This window comes from Pseudomonas sp. GM102 (assembly GCF_000282555.1).
GTDB lineage: Bacteria > Pseudomonadota > Gammaproteobacteria > Pseudomonadales > Pseudomonadaceae > Aquipseudomonas.
In genome coordinates, this window is the sequence record NZ_AKJB01000083.1 from 92454 (window position 1) to 110001 (window position 17548).

A 17548-nucleotide genomic window follows, 5' to 3' on the forward strand; every position below is an offset into this window, starting at 1 on the left:
CCCACAAGTGATCTCCATTGTTTGGGAGATGGGGTTTTACTTGCGGGCGACGATGACGGCACGCATCGGCGCCGGCAGCCCTTCGATGGTTTTGCTGTGATCCTGCGGATCAAGGAAATCGCTCAACGACTGATACTTCATCCACTCCGTCCCGCGTTGTTCCTCGACCGTGGTCACGCTCACATCCACGCAACGCACATCGCTGAACCCGGCGCGGCGCAGCCACAATTCCAGTGCCGGCACCGATGGCAGGAACCACACGTTTCGCATCTGCGCATAACGGTCTTCCGGCACCAGCACTTGCTGTTGATCGCCTTCAATCACCAGCGTCTCCAGCACCAGTTCACCGCCCTTGACCAGGCAATCCTTCAGCGCCAGCAAATGCTCGATCGGTGAGCGGCGGTGATAGAACACGCCCATGGAAAACACGGTGTCGAAGCCTTCCAGATTGGGAGGAAGATCCTCAAAGGGAAACGGCAAGTGCCAGGCATTGGGCTCGGACAGGTAACGCTGGACGGCCTGGAACTGGCAGAAGAACAGCCAGTTCGGGTCGACGCCAATCACGCTGTCGGCCCCGGCGCCGAGCATGCGCCACATGTAATAACCGTTGCCGCAACCAACATCGAGGATGCGTTTGCCCTTCAGGTCCAGGTGCGGAGCTACCCGGGACCACTTCCAGTCCGAACGCCATTCAGTGTCGACATGCACGCCGAACAGGTCGAACGGACCTTTGCGCCACGGAGACAAACCCATCAGCGCGGTGCGCATTTGTGCGCGGGTCTCAATGTCGCAATCGGTGTCCAGCTTCAAGCCATTCAACAAATCGACTTCGCTAGGCTGAATCTTCGGCAACGCATCCAGCGCGCTCTGCCAGCGTTCCAGGTCGCCGTGACCTTTTTCCATTTTCTTGTCGAGTTGCGCTTGCAGGGTGTTGGCCCAATCGGCCAGCGGCGTGCCGGCCAAACGGCGGGCGAGGGGGGACAGATCAATCATGGCAAGGCAATCAACGAGGCAAAGTTAAGACACTGGAACCACGGCACGACTTTCGAGAACCCGGCGGCCAGCAGGCGTTCGCGGTGTTCTTCGAGGCTGTCGGGCTTCATGACGTTTTCGATGGCGCTGCGCTTCTGGGCGATTTCCAGTTCGCTGTAGCCGTTGGCGCGTTTGAAGGCCACGTGCAGGTCGGTGAGCAGCGCGTGTTCTTCGGGGTCGTTGAAGCGCAGCTTCTCCGAGAGGATCAGCGCGCCACCGGGCACCAACGATTGGTGAATGCGCGAGAGCAACGCGGTGCGCTGGTCCGGGGCAATGAATTGCAGGGTGAAATTCAGCGCCACCACCGAGGCTGACTGGAATTCCAGGGCAAGGATATCGCCCTCGATCACTTCCACCGGCAGCAACTCCTGGAACATCGAGTCCTGGCCATTGAGGTACTCGCGGCAACGCTCGACCATGGCCGCGGAGTTATCCACAGCGATCACCCGGCAACCGTCGGTGCGCACGTGACGGCGCAGGGCCTGGGTCACCGCGCCGAGGGACGAGCCCAGATCGTACAGCACGCTGTTGGGCTGGGCGAACTGCGCGGCGAGCACGCCGAGGTTTTCCACGATGGTCGGATAACCCGGCACCGAGCGCTTGATCATGTCCGGGAACACCCGCACCACGTCCTCGTTAAAGGCGAAGTCAGGCACCTGGGTCAAAGGCTGGGCGAAAAGGCGATCGGATTCTTTGCTCACGGCGGTTCCGGCGGTGTCGGTGGAAAAGGCCGGCATTTTAGCCAAATTGACGGGGGGATGCTTGGGTTGTCTGATAAAGCGTGGGGAAGGCGTGGCGGGAGTTCTGTTTTGCGAAAATCAGGGAGCAGAGCAAAGAGATGAGGCGCTGACTGGTGAGTGAATGGCCAAACCCCGAAAATGAGGTTTGGCCATTGATGGTTTAGCGTGGCTCCATCAATACGATATAAGTAGATTTTCCGGAAATCTTGAGTTCTTTATTTCTCTCGTTTACGCCTTTAAAATCAAATCCGATCTGATAATGCAGTTTTTCTCCGGTATTTTCGATTGCCTCTACGGTGAAGGATCCACTTTGGGGGTTATATTGGAAAGATGTAGTGAAGCCCGGGATGGTACCCGTTTCAAAGTAGTATGCTTCAAAAGGGAAGTTGGCGTCCGTGACTGAATAGGTACCAGACTTGATGTTTTTATCAAATACAAGCACTAGCCCTTTTTTGCTTCTGTGCGAGTAGTCTTGGGAATTAGCCCGACTGACCAAGGCGATCAAACTGCTGCTCGGATCGGCCTCAAATTCAACGATTTGGGTCTCGAAATCTACGCGATTGGAAACTGTGGCCACAGTTTTCGCGCTGACGGTAATAATTGGTTCTACACCAGCAATAGCATTTTTGCTTTTAAAAAAACTCATGATGTTCTTCCTTGGATAATATTTTTGGTGGGGTGAGGCCACTGAAATATTAAGTAGACGGAAAGAACTCGGCTACTGTCAGATCTGACAGGGTTTTATCACTTTTTGAAATAAGTAAGCGACTCTACTGCAATGGTTTTTCGTTTAATTGTTATTTGTTTTACGGGTAAACGCCGATGCCGCAATCCCCCACTGCCCCAGCCAGTAGCTGAGGATGATGATGTAAGGCGCAGCATTGAACGGCGAGGCGAAACGGTTGATGCCGATCACGCTGTCGGAGAACACGAACGCCACGGCACCCGCCGCCGCCAGCAGCGCCGAGCGTTTGGGTACGTCGGTGCCGAGCCTCGCCAAGGCGCGCCAGAGCATCGCGCTGATGGCCAGCCCATAGACGATCACCGGGATCAGCAGCAATCCCAAGCCATTGGAAATCAGGATCCCCAGCAGTACCGCGCCCACGCTCAACGCGAGGATCAACGGCAACAGCGCCAGGCGTCGGCAATCGCTCAAATAAGCCTTCAGATACGCTAGATGCGCGACCAAAAACGCCCCAAGGCCAAACACGAACAAATCCCCCGGCCACGCCAGCAACACGTCGCCGACCAAGGAGAAAATCAAACCCAGGCTGATCCAGCGCCGATAGTCACTGGGCGGTGCATCGTGCAACCAGCCGAGCAGGGCCAGCACCGGCAACGGTTTGACCAGCAGGCACAGCAACGCGGCATGCACGCTCAGGCCATACAGAAAGGTCACCGCGCCCATCAGCGCCAGAATCAGCCAGCCCACGATCAGTTAACCGCGATGGCGCAGTCGAAGGTTTTCACCGCCGGTACTTCGGGTGCCCACGGCTGTGAATAGGTCAGACGCAAACGGCCAGTACCGGTGGCAAAAGCCTGGAAGCGCCAGGTCGAGAGGCCGGCGCTGCCAACAATCCCGGCGTCTTCCGGGTTGCTATAGACCTCGGGACTGAGCGCACGCAACACGCCGCCGGCCGAATCCTGGATCGCCCAGCGGTAACCCGTGGTCGGGTTGCTTGGCAGGGTCAGGATCAGGTTTTGCCCGTTATGCAGTTTCGCCGGGCATTCGCTTTGTTTTTCCACGGTCACGTTCTGTTTCGATTGCGTGGCGCAAGCGCTCAGCAGGGCGAGGGCGAGGGGGATAAACAGGCGGGTGGGGGACATAAGTCAGCGGCTCCGGCATTCACGACGAACGGCGAGCATAACTGAAGATGAGACAAAGTGTGACAGTGCTGGGAATGGGGGGTGTCAGGGCTGGCGCCTTCGCGGGCAAGCCTCGCTCCTACAGGTGTGTGTGTCGATCACAAAAAATGCGAACGACGCACAACCCTGTAGGAGCGAGGTTTGCCCGCGAAAGCAATCGCACAGGCACTACATAACGATCAGAACAATATCTTCGCCACATCCGCAAAGCGCTTGGCAAAGTGCACGGTAATCCCTTCCTTCAGATAATCCGGCAGTTCTTCAAAGCTTCCACGGTTAGGCTCGGGCAGGATCAACTCGAAAATCTTCTGCCGACGCGCCGCGATGACTTTCTCTCGCACGCCACCAATCGGCAGTACATGCCCGGTCAGCGTCAGTTCACCGGTCATGGCCACGCCTTTTTTCGGCGACTGGTTGCGGGCCAGGGACAGCAGGGCGCTGGCCATGGTCACGCCGGCGCTCGGGCCGTCTTTCGGCGTGGCGCCTTCCGGTACGTGGAGGTGGACGAAGGCTTCGTCGAAGAACGTCGGATCGCCGCCAAATTGCTTCAGATTGGAGCTGACGTAGCTGTAGGCAATTTCTGCCGACTCTTTCATCACTTCCCCCAGTTGCCCGGTGAGTTTGAAGCCACGGTTGAGGGTATGAATGCGCGTCGCTTCGATCGGCAGGGTGGCGCCGCCCATGCTGGTCCAGGCTAGCCCGGTGATCACGCCGATGCCGGACAGTACTTGCTCATTACGGAACACCGGCCGGCCGAGTGAGGCTTCCAGGTCTTTCGGGCCGAGCTTGATCACTGCTTTCGGTTCGTCGAGCAACTTCATCACGGCCTTGCGCACCAGTTTGCCGAGGTTCTTTTCCAGCTGCCGCACCCCGGCTTCACGGGCGTAGCCGTCGATCAAGGCTTTCAATGCGTTGTCGCTGATGCTCAGGCTACCTTTGGACACGCCCGCTTTCTCAAGCTGTTTTGGCCACAGGTGACGCTTGGCGATCGCGACTTTTTCTTCGGTGATGTAACCCGACAGGCGAATCACTTCCATTCGGTCCAGCAACGGGCCGGGAATCGAATCCAGGGTGTTGGCGGTGCAGACGAACAGCACTTTCGACAGGTCCAGGCGTAAATCCAGGTAGTGGTCGAGGAATTCGACGTTCTGTTCCGGGTCGAGGGTTTCCAGCAGCGCCGAGGCGGGGTCGCCCTGGTAGCTCTGGCCCATTTTGTCGATCTCGTCGAGCATGATCACCGGGTTCATCACTTCGACGTCTTTCAACGCGTGGACGAGTTTGCCCGGTTGTGCGCCGATGTAGGTGCGGCGGTGGCCCTTGATCTCGGCTTCGTCGCGCATGCCGCCGACGCTGAAGCGATAGAACGGCCGGCCGAGGGATTCGGCGATGGACTTGCCAACGCTGGTCTTGCCCACACCCGGCGGGCCCACCAGTAACACGATGGAGCCGCTGATCTCGCCTTTATAAGCGCCGACCGCGAGGAATTCGAGGATGCGGTCCTTGATGTCATCGAGGCCGGCGTGGTGTTTGTCCAGCACCTTGCGCGCGTGTTTGAGGTCGAGTTTGTCCTCGCCGTACACGCCCCACGGCACTGAGGTCGCCCAGTCGAGGTAGTTACGGGTCACCGCATATTCCGGGGAGCCGGTCTCGAGGATCGACAGTTTGTTCATTTCCTCTTCGATGCGTTTCTGCGCCTGAGGTGGCAACACCTTGCCCGTCAGACGTTGCTCGAACTGCTCGATGTCGGCGCTGCGATCATCCTTGGTCAGCCCCAGCTCTTGCTGGATGACCTTGAGTTGTTCCTTGAGGAAGAACTCACGCTGGTGCTCGCCGATCTTGCGGTTCACTTCGGCGGAGATTTCTTTCTGCAGGCGCGCGACTTCGACTTCCTTGCGCAGCATCGGCAGGACTTTTTCCATGCGCTTGAGCATCGGCACGCAGTCGAGCACTTCTTGCAGCTCGCTGCCAGTGGCCGAGGTCAGGGCGGCGGCGAAGTCGGTTAGCGGTGACGGGTCGTTGGGGCTGAAGCGGTTGAGGTAGTTCTTCAGCTCTTCGCTGTACAGAGGGTTGAGCGGCAGCAGTTCCTTGATCGCGTTGATCAGCGCCATGCCGTAGGCCTTGACCTCGTCGGTCGGCTCGGTGGGCTGATGCGGGTATTCGACTTCCACCAGGTACGGCGGGCGATGGTGTTTGAGCCAGGTTTTGATGCGGACGCGGGTCAGGCCCTGGGCGACGAATTGCAGTTTGCCGTTTTCGCGACTGGCGTGGTGCACTTTGACCAGGGTGCCGTATTCCGGCAGGGCTTTGGTGTCGAAGTGGCGCGGATCTTCCTGGGGGGTGTCCATGAAGAACAGGGCCAGGGAGTGGTGGTCGGATTGGCTCACCAGTTCGAGGGTTTCGGCCCACGGCTCTTCGTTGACGATCACCGGCAGTACTTGCGCCGGGAAGAAGGGCCGGTTGTGAATCGGGATGATGTAGACCTTGTCCGGCAGGTTCTGGCCAGGCAGGGCGAGGCCTTTGCCGGTGGAGTGGTGTTCGGCGTTGTCTGTTTCGGCGTATTCGCTCGTGTCTTCAGGGAATTCTTGCTGGTCGGTCATGGGGCACCTGCGCAATAGGGTATGGGTCTTAGATGGGGCAGGTGGGGGGTGGTTTCAATGGGCCTGGATATTTCAGCTTGTGTGTTCAGGGTTTTGACAGGTGTTTGGACTTGGCGGCCTTTGGGCCGACCATGCTTTGGTTGGGTTGTGTACATATCCGTTGCTGCGGTAACGGCGGCTTAGGGTTTCGCCCTTACGGCGACTCACTTTTCCAGACGCCGAAAAGTAAGCAAAAGGCTTCGCCCCAAGCGTCCGGCCCCTCGCTGAGGCTCGGCGTTCCTTCGCTCCGGTATCCATCGGGGGGCATCGCCCTACGGTCTGCTTCGCTACGACCTACATGCGATGGGTTCGACTGCGTCGAACGGCGCTGCGCGCCAATCCCCAGATGAACACCTGCGCTCAGCCTCCCGAAGGGGCGGGTGGATCAAGATCAAAAGCCAGATCAAAAGCTGCAGGCGAGCTAACGCTCGGCCTGTTGAGTGGTGAGGGGCGGGTGTATGCCGATGGCTTTTTGTGGGAGCGAGGCTTGCCCGCGAAGGCGGCCTGACAGCCGACCAATCTCTCGCAGATGCACACGGTTCAATTGTGGGAGCGAGCCTGCTCGCGATGGCGGCGTGTCAGGCGACATCCATGTTGAATATCGGACCGTCTTCGCGGGCAAGCCTCGCTCCTACAGGGGATTTTGGATATCGCGGGGATTACCCACAAAAAAAGGCGACCCCTCACAGGCGTCGCCTTTCCTTTAACTGCCGCTACCGCTTATTCCGACAGTTTGTACGCAATCACATAGTCGCCCTGTTTGGTGCCCAGCGATCCGTGACCGCCCGCAACAACGAGCACGTATTGCTTGCCGTCTTTGCCGGTGTAGGTCATTGGTGTGGTTTGCGCGCCTGCTGGCAGGCGGCCTTCCCACAGTTGCTTGCCGTTTTTCACGTCGTAGGCGCGCAGGTACTGGTCGAGGGTGCCGCTCAGGAAGGCCACGCCACTGGCAGTGGTGAAGGCCCCGCCCAGGCTCGGTACGCCCATGCTCAAAGGAATTGGAACTGGCGAGCTGTCGCGCACGGTGCCGTTCTTGTGCATCCAGATGGTTTTGTTGGTGGTCAAATCGACCGCCGCCACGTAACCCCAGGCCGGTGCCTGGCACGGCAAGCCCATTGGCGACAGCAGGGCTTCGAGGATCACCCCGTATGGCGCGCCTTTGTTGGGCTGCACGCCTTCGGTTTCGCTGACGCGAGGGCCTTGTTTGGCGATTTCGGCGGCGGGGATCAGCTTCGATTTGAACGCCATGAAGCTCGGGTTCACAAATGCAATCTGACGCACCGGATCGACGGAAATGCCGCCCCAGTCGAACACGCCGAAGTTACCGGGGTAAACGATCGAGCCTTGCAGCGACGGTGGGGTGAACATGCCGTCGTAACGCAGGGATTTGAAGTCGATCCGGCACAGCATCTGATCGAACGGGGTCACGCCCCACATGTCGCGTTCCTTGAGGGTCGGCGGCACGAAGTTCAGGTCGGACATCGGTTGGGTCGGCGAAGTGTAGTCGCCTTCCACTGCGCCTTGCGGCACCGGAATTTCCTTGATCGGCACGATCGGCTGACCATTACTGCGGTCCAGCACGTAGATGCTGCCTTGCTTGGTGGACGCGAGCACTGCCGGTTTCACACCGTCTGCGGTTTTCAGGTCCATCAGGGTTGGCTGGCCGCCGACGTCCATGTCCCACAGGTCATGGTGGGTGAACTGGAAGTGCCAGCGCACCTTGCCGGTGGCGATGTCCAGCGCGGTCAGGCCGGCGGCGTGCAGTTCCGATTCAGGGGTGCGTGCGCCACCGAACTGATCCGGGGTCTGGTTGCCCATCGGCAGGTAGATCATGCCGAGTTTTTCGTCGACGCTGAATATCGACCACATGTTTGGCGAGTTGCGGGTGTAGACCTTGCCTTCGGCAATCGGCGTGGTGTCGTCCGGGTTGCCGCTGTCCCAGTTCCATACCAGTTTGCCGGTGTGCACGTCGAACGCGCGGATCACGCCGCTTGGCTCGTCGATGGAAACGTTGTCGGTCACGTGGCCGCCAATCACCACCAGGTCTTTGGTGACCGCTGGTGGAGAGGTGGAGTAATAACCGCCGGCGGTGAATTCACCGATGTTGGTCGTCAGGTCAACCTGGCCACCGTTGCCGAAGTCTTCGCACATTTTGCCGGTGTCGGCGTTCAGGGCGATCAGACGGGTGTCGGCGGTCGGCAGAAAGATCCGGCGCGGGCAGACGCTGGCAACTGGCGCGTTGGCAGTGCCGGTCGGGCTCTGCTCGGACGCGTAGGCGGCGTCATCGTGATAGGTCACGCCACGGCAGGTCATGTGTGCCCAACCCTTGAAGTTCGCCGCGTTCTGCGTGGAGAGCTTCGGATCGAAACGCCAGAGTTCCTTGCCGGTGTCCGGGTCCAGCGCGATCACCTGGCTATGCGGCGTGCAGACATAGAGCATGCCGTTGGCTTTGAGCGGGGTGTTTTCGGCAGTGGTTTCGCCCGGGTCGTTCGGGCCAGGCAGGTCGCCGGTGCGGTAGGTCCAGGCGGGAACCAGTTTGTTGACGTTCTGCGGCGTGATCTGCGCCAGTGGCGAGTAGCGATCGCCATGGGCGCTGCGGCCGTAGGAGTTCCAGTCGCCATCGGGCATGGCCGGGGCGGTGTTGCTCATGCCAGGCACGGCGTCACGATCCAGTTCGCCTTTGATTTCACCTGGGTTGGTGAACAGGCTGGCCAGCGCGGCGATACCGGCGATGACCACGGCAGCGCTCAGCACGCCGGTGCCGACCGGGTTGAACTCGCCGGTACGCAACGGGCGACGGAACCATGGCAGCAGCATGACGATACCGAGGGCAAAGAGCAGCGCCAGACGTGGCACCAGTTGCCACCAGTCCAGGCCAACTTCCCACAGTGCCCAAACCGTACTGGCGAACAGCACCACCGCGTACAGGCTCAGCGCCGCATAACGGTCGGCAAGCAGCAGCCCACCGGTCAGCATCAGGCCGATACCGGCCAGCAGGTAATACAGCGAGCCGCCGAGCATGCTCAGCTTGATCCCCCCGGCCAGCAAGGCCAGGCCCATTAGTAGAAGCACGATACCGAGCAGGCTCGGCAGCAGACGGCTTCGACTGAAAGCACCATCAGCGCTCATAGTGTGGTTCTCCGTGACGTTTTAAGTAAGCCCGCGCAAGTTCACTGTAGATGACGATCTGGCGCGGGCAGGGTTCATATAAAAAACGGTTGGACGCCGCATTCCCTTGTAGGAGCGAGGCTTGCCCGCGAAGACGGATTAACATTCAACAAAAGATGCTGATTAATAGATCGCCTTCGCGGGCAAGCCTCGCTCCTACAGGGATTTGTGGTGATTCTTAGAACGACGACTGGATCTTGATCCCGCCAATCAGCGCGTCATCGACCTTGTCCACGCCACCGGGGTGGCGGATGTATTGCAGGTTCGGGCGCACGGTCAGCCAGTTCGTGACGTGCACGCCGTAATAGAGTTCGGCGCTGTATTCGGTGTCCTGCGGTGGCAGGAACGACGGATCGTCGTAGTCGAAGACGGCGCGGGCCTGATTGGTCGCTTCGGCGTTTTTGCGATAAGCCGGGTTGACATGGACACGGGCCAGGGCAAAACCGATGTCGTCCCTGGCGCGGGCATCGAACAAGCCTTTGTAGACGACGCCAGCCTGGACGTAGTTATCGATGGCGTTGGTTTTCTTGTCGTGCATGGTGCCGTTGGCAAACACGCTCAAGCCCCGTGAATGGTCACTGGCGCGGCTGGTCAGCTGCTGCTGAATGCCGAGCCACACACCGTGCTTGCTCGATGCGCTGCGATAAGCCTCGCCACTCAGGGCTGCCGGCTGGCCGTTGCTGTCCTTGTAGACATCGGTGGCCTTGGCGTTGCTGTAGTAGTAACCGGCGCGGTATTCACCCGGCAGGCCATTGAATTTCGGGGTCCAGACCAGTTCCACCGGCAGAATCGCGCCCTGCGTGCCGCTGCCGCTGAGTTTGAAGCCGTTGTCGCGATCCAGGTTGGACGGGTTTTGCTCGTAAGCCCCGACCTGCGCGTACAACTGCGGCGTCAGGTGATATTTGACGCGCATCGCCCACTGGCTGACCGGCCAGTTGTACCAGATGTCGCCCACCCAGTTGCCGACCTGGGAGCCGCAGAACGCCAGGTTCTGGAAGTCGCAGGGGAAGCTGTTGAAGTCTTCGCCCTCGCCGAAGCGGCCGACTTTTATATCGAGCTTCTGATCGAAGAATTTCTGCTGATACCACATCTGCGTCAGGCGCCAGGTCTGGCCGCGGCCCCAGACTTCCTGAGCCGAGGTGAAACCGCCGACCCGCGGATCGTTGATCCGGTCGTTGCTGATGTTGTTGCCGTTGCGCTCGGTGATGGTCAGCTGAAATTCAGCGTCGTCCCAGCCGAGAATCTTCTGCAAGTCCAGATGGGTGCCAAAGCCAAACTGGTCGCTGTAGCGAGCGGTGCGGTCATGGTCGTAGCCGCCGTGTAGGTTGCTGCCCATTTCACCGGTGTAATCGACTTTGAAGTCGTAGCCTTTTTCCGAAAGTTCGGTGCGCGTACCGTTCCAGTCACCGAGCATCCACGGCGAATCGCTATCGAAGGCCGGTGCAGCCTGGGTGCAAGTGGCGAGGCTCAATGCGGTGAATCCACCGATCAGGCTCAGGGTTTTTCGACTGGCCATAAAGGGTAAGACAGCGCTGTCTCGCGGAGCTTGAAAATCGGGCATAGAGAAGAAATTCTTGGTCTTTTTCTAAAGGGGGTGAACTGAACGCAGCAGGAATGAAGCAGGGGGAAGCGTTTCAGCTGGACGGGCGTAAGGATAATGTTCTGTTACACATAGAGAAAGAGCTTTTACTGACATGGATCATTTCGGATTTGGTAATAGTTGCTCAAAGACCGGCACCGCAGTACCGGTCGGGCCGTGTGCGGTGTTAACCGGCATGTATCAGAGCGCGATTGATGCACCGTGGCGAGCCGTGGAGATGCACTCGCTGCAAGTGTCGGGTGCATTGCGAATTGAACGCTCGGCGTCCATGCAACAGCGAGAAATTATCGGCGATCAGCAGGTCGCCGGGTTGCCAGGCGTGAGCGTAAACGAACTGCGGATCGCACAGGCGCCGGTGCAGATCCGCGGCGAACTCGCTGATCTCTGATGCTTCGATACCGTGATACTCCAGCGAGTGACGGTTGAGCACCTGGCGGTTGGTGACGGCCGGCTCGCAGTAGCGCAGCACCCACTCGTGGTCTCGAGGATCATGTACCAACAGGGGCGACCGGACTTCGCCGCCATAGTGAGCGACTTTGTCGATACGGTAGGTCACCTCGATTGCCTGCCATTGCGCGAGTCGCTGTGCAGGCACCTGCCGGATCAGCGCGCGGGTATTAACGAAGGTGGTCTGCCCGCCAGCCTCGGGGCCAGGTGCTTGCAGGCAGTGGAACAGCTGGAATTCCGGGACTGTCGGCACAAAGACGCCGTCCCAGTGCAGGTGCATGTCATGGTGATCGAACACATGATCTTGCGCATCCCGGTGTTCGCGCACTTCAAGTATGTCGCCATACGAACCTGACTGAATTTCGCCCCATTGCCTGGCGTAGTGCACCAGCGCCGTGGGGGTGTGCAAGTCATGGCTGAAGTCGCGCAGGATTACCAAGTGATGTTGTCTGGCGAGCTCGCGCAATTCGTCGATCGGCAAGCGGGACAGGGATTGCCCGCTGAAAGTCGGTGTGATCGTCAGCCCGAACGGCTGATTGAGTTGTTTTTCGATGCATCCTTGCATGGAAAGTCTCCTGTGGTTGTGGGTCGATGCAGGGACTTTAGCCTGCGGCATACAACCAAGTCGAAGACGCAGCTCGGAGGATGTTTTACCGGTTTTTTCCTGGGGATCTTTTGCGAATGAGCCTGCTTGCGCGCAGGAGTTCTCCTACAGTTAACTCAGGATCTGTCCCGGTATTCGAAGAGGCACTTCCACCTGACCACACCCTCGGCTAAGGTGCGCGGCTTCCATTCCTTTCATCGCTCGAAGGCCCGGCATGACCGAACAGAACAACAACCCGCTGCACGGCGTGACGCTGGAACAGATCCTCAACGCCCTGGTTGAACACTATGAATGGTCGGGGCTGGCCGAGCGCATCGATATCCGCTGCTTCAAAAGCGACCCAAGCATCAAGTCGAGCCTGACGTTCCTGCGTAAAACCCCGTGGGCGCGGGAGAAGGTCGAGCGCCTGTACGTGAAGCTGATGCGCACCAAGCGCCCACTCTGAACATGGTCATACCCTCGACGCCAGGTTCTGCCGCGAGGCGTCATTATGTTGCCGTGGCTGCGGTTTTGGGCTGGGCCGGTTTGAGCATTCAGCTGTACCTGATTCTTTACTTACGCTGGAGTGTTGCGGCCAGTCTGCTGGGTGGGCTGGTGAGTTTTTTCAGTTTTTTCACCGTGCTGAGCAATACGTTGGTGGCGGTGGTGCTGACCTGTGAACTGACGTCCCGCGAGTCGGCAGCGCGACGCTGGTTTTTGCAGCCGTGGGTAAGCAGCGGGATTGCGGTGAGCATCGCCGTGGTCGGTATGGCGTACAGCCTGTTGTTGCGCCATTTGTGGCATCCAGAAGGCTGGCAATGGCTGGCTGACGAGCTGATGCATGACGTCATGCCGCTGCTGTTTCTGGCTTATTGGTGGTGCTGTGTACCCAAAGGTACGTTGCGGTTACGGCACATTGCGTTGTGGGTGACCTATCCGCTGGTGTACTTCGGCTTTGCGTTATGGCGCGGGCATCTGCTGGCGGTTTATCCCTATCCGTTCATTGATGTGGACAAGCTGGGTTATCCACAGGTGTTTGTGAATGCAGGGGGATTGTTGGCGGGGTTTGTGCTGATTTCGCTGGTGGTGATTGGGCTGGATCGGTGGCGCACGGATCGGCAGTGAACACTGTGGCGAGGGAGCTTGCCCCCGCTGGGCTGCGAAGCAGCCCTGAACCTGCAACCAGGTATTCTCTGACACACCGTGTTGTCCGGTTAGCGACTGCTTCGCAGCCGAGCGGGAGCAAGCTCCCTCGCCACAAAAAGCAGGTAACCACAATATTGTGGTTATTCCTCGTCACTGTCATCCAGTCGCCAGTAGCCGACGGCTTTCACGAACTGCTCGTCCAGCCCGTGCTCATCGAGCAATACCCGGCGGATCTGCCGTGACACTTTGGACTCGGTCGCCACCCACGCATACAGATTGCCATCGGGCACCTTGATCTGTTGCACGGTGGTCAGCAGGTTGTTTTTGCCTCCTTCACGCAACACCCAGATCACATCGACCTGGGCTGCGCTTTCCAGACGTTGTTGTTCGGCGCCGTTCTCCACTTCCACGATCACCAATGCCCGCCGATTGGCGGCCAGGCCTTCGAGGCGACGGGCGATGGCGGGCAGGGCGGTTTCGTCACCGATCAGCAGGTAGCTGTCGAAGATGTCCGGCACGATCATCGAACCCCGTGGCCCGCCGATTTGCAGGAACTGGCCAGGTTTGGCCTGCTCGGCCCAGGTCGAGGCAGGGCCATCGCCGTGCAGCACGAAGTCGATGTCCAGTTCCAGCGTGTTCAGGTCGTAACGACGTGGCGTGTAGTCGCGCATTTCGGGCAACGGGCCGTTGTCCTTGCCGGCGCCCAGCACCAGGTTTTCCAGCGCTGCCTCTTGCTCGGCATTCTGCGGGAACAGCAATTTGACGTGGTCGTCCGTTCCGAGGCTGATGAAGCCTGCCAGCTCAGGGCCACCCAGCGTAATCCTGCGCATGCGCGGCGTCAGGTCGACCACCCGCAGCACTTCCAGGCGACGGCGTTTGATCTCATGCATGACGCGGTGAATGGATTGGGATGGGGATTGCAGGATCACGTCAGTCATTCGGTTTTCTCCTGAACTGGTTGAACAGCGGGGCCATCGACGATGGCCTTGGCGGTGTTGTTAAGCAGGTCGCGCACCCGCAGGATTTCTTCCGGGCTCCAGCGTCCATGGTGCATTTGCAAGGCGTGGCGCAAGTTGTGCACCGCTTCGTGAATTTCGGCCGGGCGATCATGGCCGCGCAACGAGCGTTTGCTGACTTCAATGCGCATACGCACACCGTCCAGGGCAATCGCTTGTTCGCTTAATGACAGACGTCCGGCGTCGGTGATGCTGTAGCGTTTTTTTCCGCCCTCGGCGTCGCCCAGGATCATTTCGCTTTCTTCCAGAAAGGTCAGGGTCGGATAAATCACGCCGGGGCTGGGGCTGTAGGCGCCGTCGAACATGCTTTCGATCTGGCGGATCAGGTCGTAGCCGTGGCATGGCTGTTCGGCGATCAGTGCCAGCAACAGCAATTTCAGGTCACCGGGGGCGAATACCCGTGGGCCGCGTCCTCCGCGTTCGCGGCCGGGCCCGGGGCGTTTCTCGAAGCCGTCGCGGCCATCGCCATGTTCGCGGTGGGGGGAATGATGGTCTCTCATTTTTTGCGTTCTCTTGTCGTGTTTAGATACAACTTAAGATATATCTTAGATGGTTCGCAAGGCCCCCCGACCAACGGCTGATCACAACGCCAGACGAGAACGTCACTGAAAATGGCGCTTTCGCCGCTCCAAAATCGGCTTTTAAAACGGGCGAACAAGTTGAAATTAGTGTTAACTCTCTAAAGTGACGATTCACACCTTAATTCATTAGCTTTGTAATATCCCTCCTACAGAAATGGCAGTGTCGTTGTCGGCCTTTATTGCCAGTGTATTGGCTTTATGTAGTCTTGTTCTGACAGTCGAACAGCGACTTTAACAATACTTCGGTATTTTTCTTTCCTCGGTCACGGCACTTTGGCTACACACTTTGAGGAACTTGCCTGCTTACTTTCCAGATTGTTTGGTCGATCATCTTTCGGCGTTGAAAGTTGCACTGGAACATCACTGCTCGTGACGGTTGTGCTCCAGCGAAACTTTCAATGCTTAGACCCTTTTTATTTAAAAGACAGGTACTGAAAGATGTTCAAGAAAATCGCGTTTGCTGCTCCTCTGGCTATTCTGGCACTGAGTTCCTCGATGGCGTTTGCGGCCACCGAAGCCAAGCACTCCATCAGCATTGTTGCCCACGTGCCGTCTGACGATTTCTACGCGGTGCCAGTCGATGCGGACCTGGTCAACAAGGATCAGGACATGAGCTACAACCCGTCTACCGGCACGATGAGAACAGTCGACGGGCACTTCGACGTGCTGCACACCGCCGGCAAGGTGCACGCCCGCCTGGAAGGTGTGCCGAAGCTGATTGCCGGTAACAGCACCATCGATCTGAAAGTCGAGCTCAATGGCAAAACGCTGACGACGACTTCGCAAGAAGTTGTTGGCGACACCGAGTCCAACGTCCGCTATCGCGCACCGTTCAAAATCAGCGCGACCGGCGCCAAGCCGGCTGCGGGTGATTACACCGGCGTCGTCATGCTGGTCGTTGAACCTTCCGTCTAAGCAACATCGGCGACGGTAAAACGTTTACTTATTCAAGTAACGTAAACGGTCGGCAAGCTGTTTTGGTTTGTCGGCCGGGCTTTGACTTCCTTGTAATCAGAGTACTTGTTCATGTTCCCGATGACGCCCATCGCGGCAACGCTTGCGTTGCTGTTATGTAGCAGTGCATTTGCGGCGCCTACTTCCGTTGATCATACGCCTCGAAGTTTGCTGGCCCAGGCCAAGGGCCTGCCAGCGGAGTTCGAAGAGCATTTCTTCGATGTGCCATTGGCGGTGCGGGTCGAGCTCGATCAACAACCCCTCGGCGAGGCGATGATTGTGTTGTCTCGCGACGACCGGGTCACGTTACTCGAATTCACCGATACCAGTGACAGCCGCTTCAGTGTGAGCGAACGCGACACCTGGGCCACCCTCCTCAAACCCGGCGTGGCGCTGGGCACCTGCACCGGACAATGCCCGGAACAGATGCTGGCGGTGCACTACAACCTGGAGAACTCATTGCTGTCGATCGTCACCGAAAATGCCGAGCGCGACACTGATGCCAAGCGTTTCTACGATCAGCCTGAAGGCGGCAGCAGCGGCCTGATGGTGCGCAACCAGCTCAATCTCAATGGCGGTCAGGATCAGGACCTCGGCGGGCGTTTCGGCCTGGAGGCCAGCGGCAGCCTGGGCAATTGGAGCCAGACCTTCAACATGCAACTGGCACGCCTTGGCGGGCCGGACACCAAGACCTATCACGCCGTACACGAGCTTTACACCCAGCGCGAACTGCAAGGCAGTTTTTTTCGCCTGGGCTACTTCACCCCCAATTCCGAAGGCCTGACCCGTCAGCCGCGCTCGTTCGGCACCAGCCCCGACACCGCCGTGGGCGTGATGTACGGCAGCTCCGACAGCCTGGCGATCGACAGTCCAAAACCCAGCGTCTATCCGGTTTATGTCACCGCCAATCGACAGGCCTCGGTGGAGATTTTCCGCGATGGTTTGCTGATCAACACCCAATCGGTGCCGGCCGGTTTGCAGACCCTCGACACCCGGCCGTTGCCTGGCGGTATTTACGAGGTAGAAGTGCGCCTGATCGAAGACGGTCAAACCACCTCGACCACCCAGGAACTGATCTACAAACCGAATAACTGGCGCAATCACGATGAGCGCTGGCGCTACAACCTGTTCGCCGGACAGGAAAGCAAACTGCTCAGCAACTGGGATCAACAAAACAGCGGCGATGCGACGGCGGGAGCTGCGATCAACTATTTGTTGCACCCCCGTGTGATCCTCGGGCTGTCGGCACGTCAGGTTCGCAACACGCTGCAGTACGGCAGTTCCATCGACTGGAGCCTGGCCAACAGCATCAACCTCTACGCCAACCTGTACCAGACCGAAGACCACGGCACCGGCGCCGATCTGCAAGCGCTGTACAACTATGGCTCCGGCAGTCTGGTGGTGAGCCACAACCGCAGTTGGCTTGACACCACCAACACCTACGACACGCTGCCCGACGGTACCCGCGTGCGCCAACGCAACGTGTTCACCGGCGAGACCAGCAATTCATCGCTGGCACTGAACCACCGGATCAGCCGCAAAAGTTCGCTCAACGCGCGGGTCTCCCACAGCGAAGGCAATGTCGAAGGTGTTGGCATGGACCTGGGCTGGACGCAACGCACGACGTTGCTGGGCAGCGATGCCAATTGGCGGCTCTCGTTGTTCGATCGACCGGGCAGTTACAGCAGCGGCGACGCGCGCAATCGCGGCGTCGACCTGAGCATCAACATGGCGCTGGGCGGTCCAGGACAGCAGGTTTCCGGCAGCATCGGCAGGCGG

Annotated in this window: 15 protein-coding genes; 4 read left to right on the forward strand and 11 right to left on the reverse strand. The window is 58.9% G+C overall.

The window, feature by feature from the left end:
• Nucleotides 1-36: 36 nt before the first annotated feature.
• The 9 genes from cmoB to PMI18_RS08980 form a co-directional block, all read right to left on the reverse strand.
• Nucleotides 37-993 carry a tRNA 5-methoxyuridine(34)/uridine 5-oxyacetic acid(34) synthase CmoB gene (gene cmoB, locus PMI18_RS09020; RefSeq protein WP_007903652.1) on the reverse strand — a complete coding sequence of 319 codons (957 nt, stop codon included), beginning with the start codon at nt 991-993 and terminating at the stop codon, nt 37-39.
• A complete protein-coding gene (gene cmoA / locus PMI18_RS09015) occupies nt 990-1769 on the reverse strand; it encodes a carboxy-S-adenosyl-L-methionine synthase CmoA (protein WP_007903653.1) in 780 nt (259 codons plus the stop codon). The genes cmoB and cmoA overlap by 4 nt, the downstream gene beginning before the upstream one ends.
• Before the next feature lie 163 nt (nt 1770-1932).
• Complete coding sequence (locus PMI18_RS09010) at nt 1933-2418, reverse strand: hypothetical protein (protein ID WP_007903654.1); 486 nt, start codon at nt 2416-2418, stop codon at nt 1933-1935.
• A gap of 144 nt (nt 2419-2562) precedes the next feature.
• A complete protein-coding gene (locus PMI18_RS09005; RefSeq protein ID WP_007903658.1) occupies nt 2563-3204 on the reverse strand; it encodes a lysoplasmalogenase in 642 nt (213 codons plus the stop codon).
• 2 nt (nt 3205-3206) lie between these two features.
• Complete coding sequence (locus PMI18_RS09000) at nt 3207-3599, reverse strand: protease inhibitor I42 family protein (protein ID WP_007903660.1); 393 nt, start codon at nt 3597-3599, stop codon at nt 3207-3209.
• Nucleotides 3600-3817: 218 nt separating this feature from the next.
• Nucleotides 3818-6235 (reverse strand): endopeptidase La, encoded by a 2418-nt coding sequence (lon, locus tag PMI18_RS08995; RefSeq protein WP_007903662.1) that lies wholly within the window; start codon nt 6233-6235, stop codon nt 3818-3820.
• Between the two features lie 759 nt (nt 6236-6994).
• Nucleotides 6995-9403: a glucose/quinate/shikimate family membrane-bound PQQ-dependent dehydrogenase gene (locus PMI18_RS08990; protein WP_007903663.1), complete on the reverse strand. Its 2409-nt coding sequence runs from the start codon at nt 9401-9403 to the stop codon at nt 6995-6997.
• A 217-nt stretch (nt 9404-9620) separates the two neighbouring features.
• Nucleotides 9621-11003, reverse strand: coding sequence for a carbohydrate porin (locus tag PMI18_RS08985; RefSeq protein WP_033036712.1), 1383 nt, complete (start codon nt 11001-11003; stop codon nt 9621-9623).
• Between the two features lie 205 nt (nt 11004-11208).
• Nucleotides 11209-12054 carry a TauD/TfdA dioxygenase family protein gene (locus PMI18_RS08980; RefSeq protein WP_007903671.1) on the reverse strand — a complete coding sequence of 282 codons (846 nt, stop codon included), beginning with the start codon at nt 12052-12054 and terminating at the stop codon, nt 11209-11211.
• Between the two features lie 253 nt (nt 12055-12307).
• Here PMI18_RS08980 and PMI18_RS08975 point away from each other — a divergent pair, with 253 nt between their 5' ends.
• Both PMI18_RS08975 and PMI18_RS08970 read left to right on the forward strand, forming a co-directional pair.
• Nucleotides 12308-12538, forward strand: a complete 231-nt coding sequence (locus PMI18_RS08975) for a VF530 family DNA-binding protein (protein WP_007903672.1) — start codon at nt 12308-12310, stop codon at nt 12536-12538.
• Between the two features lie 2 nt (nt 12539-12540).
• Nucleotides 12541-13197 (forward strand): Pr6Pr family membrane protein, encoded by a 657-nt coding sequence (locus PMI18_RS08970; RefSeq protein ID WP_007903673.1) that lies wholly within the window; start codon nt 12541-12543, stop codon nt 13195-13197.
• 161 nt (nt 13198-13358) lie between these two features.
• On the opposite strand, the gene PMI18_RS08965 is transcribed toward PMI18_RS08970, so the two are convergent.
• The gene (locus PMI18_RS08965; protein ID WP_007903675.1) at nt 13359-14156 is read right to left on the reverse strand and encodes a siderophore-interacting protein; all 798 of its coding nucleotides are present in this window, start codon (nt 14154-14156) and stop codon (nt 13359-13361) included.
• Nucleotides 14153-14734 (reverse strand): PadR family transcriptional regulator, encoded by a 582-nt coding sequence (locus PMI18_RS08960; protein WP_007903680.1) that lies wholly within the window; start codon nt 14732-14734, stop codon nt 14153-14155. Before PMI18_RS08960 ends, PMI18_RS08965 begins: the two co-directional genes overlap by 4 nt.
• Before the next feature lie 519 nt (nt 14735-15253).
• On the opposite strand from PMI18_RS08960, the gene PMI18_RS08955 reads away from it, so the two are divergent.
• Both PMI18_RS08955 and PMI18_RS08950 read left to right on the forward strand, forming a co-directional pair.
• Complete coding sequence (locus PMI18_RS08955; protein WP_007903683.1) at nt 15254-15730, forward strand: CS1 type fimbrial major subunit; 477 nt, start codon at nt 15254-15256, stop codon at nt 15728-15730.
• Between the two features lie 111 nt (nt 15731-15841).
• On the forward strand, nt 15842-17548 hold a 1707-nt coding region (locus PMI18_RS08950), incomplete at its 3' end, for a TcfC E-set like domain-containing protein (RefSeq protein WP_007903685.1).